Genomic DNA, 2,179 nt, shown 5'->3' with positions numbered 1-2,179 from the left:
GGGTGGGGCGCGTTTCGGGTCCGCGCCCCACCCTGCCGGGCGGTGGTGTTAGCCGGCGATCTTGGCGGAGATGTTGCTGGCGGCGGTGGTCCACACCTGCGCCGGGTCTCCCTCGCCGCGGATGAGGGCGAGCTCTGCGTTGCCCCAGTCCGCCCACACCGACCCCATCTCCGGGATGGCGGGCATGGGGACGCCGTCTTGACCGATCTGCCCGAACGCGGCGATGTCGGGGTCTTCCGCGGCGGCCTTGTCGTACGCGGACAGCAGCGCCGGCGGGCGCCCACCCGCCTCATACAGTGACATCTGCGCATCCTCGGTGGAGAGGTAGTTGACGATGAAGTTCGTCGCCGCGAGCGCGTTGGTGGACTTGCTGGAGAGGAAGAACCCGTTCACCCCGACAAAGGGGCGGGCCGCTTCCCCACCGGCGGAGGGAATGGGGTCAATGGCGTAGTCGATGCCGGCGGCCTTGATGTCGGGCACATTCCACGGCCCGGTCAGGTAGTACGGCGACTGCCCGGCAAGGAAGAACTCCTTGGCCTTGTCGCTGTCGATGTTGGGGTTGAGGATGCCCTCCGCCCCCCACGTCTTCAGAGCATCGGCGAAGCGGACACCGTTCTCATCGCCCAGCACCAGCTGGGAGGGGTCGTAGCTGCCGTCGGCGTTCTGCGCGAACACCTCGGACCCGAACGAGGTCTGAAGCGGGTACAGGTGATAAGGGTCCCCCTGCTCCGGGGACAGGCCCACCAGGAACGGGTACTGCGTGCCCGCAGCCCGGCCAGCAGCGATCGCGGCGTCGAAGGTGGTCTGCGCGTCGGGCACCAGGGCGGTGTTGCGCACCAGGGCGACGTTCTCGATTGAGTACGGCACCCCGTAGGTGGCGCCGTCGTAGGTCATGGCCTGGATGGCGGTGTCGGCGAACTGGTCGGCGACATCACCGAGCTCGACGGGGGCGACGACACCGGCAGCGACGTACGCGCCCAGTTTGTCGTGCGGGCTGACGATGACATCCGGGCCTTCCCCGGTGGGGACCTGGCTGATGAAGTCCTGATCGACCGTCGCGAAATCGCGGGTCACCAGATCCACCGGGATCCCGGTCTCGTCGGTGAAGGAGGCAGCGACCGCCTCGAGGGCGGGTTGGCGTTCGATATCCACCCACACCGTGATCGGCTCCCCCGACGCTTCACTCTCGGCCGGGGTGGAAGCGGACGGCGCACAACCGGACAGTGCGATCGCGCTGGCTGTGAACAAAGCTGCGGAAGCGAACAACTTCCGTGACGTCACCTTCATCGGTGACCCCTTTCATCATCGTAAGGCGCCCAAGCGGACCCCGTCTTTGCGGTGCAAGCGCATACACCATACGTCCGCTACGACACGTGGGGCAACTAGCAACCGCGTCTTTCTGGTTTGCAAATGACGTAAGCGTTTGCATTACGATGCCGAGGTGAGTGAAAACTGGTGGCACGACGCTGTGATTTATCAGGTGTATCCGCGCTCGTTCGCGGACGCCAACGGAGACGGGATCGGTGACCTCCCTGGAGTCACGATCCACCTCGACGACCTCGTCGACCTCGGCATCGACGCCGTCTGGCTCTCGCCGTTCTACCGCTCCCCCCAGCGCGACGCCGGCTACGACGTGTCCGACTACACCGACGTCGATCCCGTCTTTGGCACCCTCACTGACGCGGACGACCTCATCGCCGCCGCCCACGCGCGGGGCCTGCGGATCCTCATCGACATCGTCCCCAACCACTCCTCCAGCGACCACCCCTGGTTCCAGGAAGCCCTCGCCTCACCCCCCGGCAGCCCCGCCCGCGCCCGTTACATCTTCCGCGAAGGCAAAGGCCAGTACGGCGAGTTCCCGCCCAACAATTGGCAAGCCGTATTCGGCGGGTCGATGTGGACACGCGTCACCGAAGCCGACGGCACCCTCGGGCAGTGGTACCTGCACATCTTCGACACCTCCCAACCCGACTTCGACTGGACCAACCCCGACGTACGGGACATGTTCGAAGGCGTACTGCGGTTCTGGCTGGATCGCGGCGTGGACGGGTTCCGCGTCGACGTCGCCCACGGGCTGATGAAACACCCCGACCTGCCCGACATCGCCGACCCCGCCCATACGGGCCTCGGCACGGGCGACGCCGCCGACGTGCAGCCGGTGCCGTACTGGGCGCAGGAC

General features: G+C 66.7%; 2 protein-coding genes. One reads left to right on the top strand and one right to left on the bottom strand.

From position 1 onward, the window contains the following. Positions 1-48: 48 nt before the first annotated feature. Complete coding sequence (locus tag LQV45_RS27250; protein WP_230009921.1) at positions 49-1,287, bottom strand: maltose ABC transporter substrate-binding protein; 1,239 nt, start codon at positions 1,285-1,287, stop codon at positions 49-51. A gap of 154 nt (positions 1,288-1,441) precedes the next feature. On the opposite strand from LQV45_RS27250, the gene LQV45_RS27245 reads away from it, so the two are divergent. Continuing rightward, the coding region (locus LQV45_RS27245) for an alpha-amylase family glycosyl hydrolase (protein ID WP_253074593.1) at positions 1,442-2,179 on the top strand (738 nt) is incomplete at its 3' end.

Source organism: Microbacterium sp. Bi128, assembly GCF_918698205.1.
Note: the sequence above shows the minus strand (reverse complement) of the source record. Positions and strands in the feature narration are given on the sequence as shown.

What these genes read in the sequence shown, in the direction of transcription:
- LQV45_RS27250 (WP_230009921.1), bottom strand. Translation starts at nt 1,287, where the DNA reads ATGAAGGTGACGTCACGGAAGTTGTTCGCTTCCGCAGCTTTGTTCACA.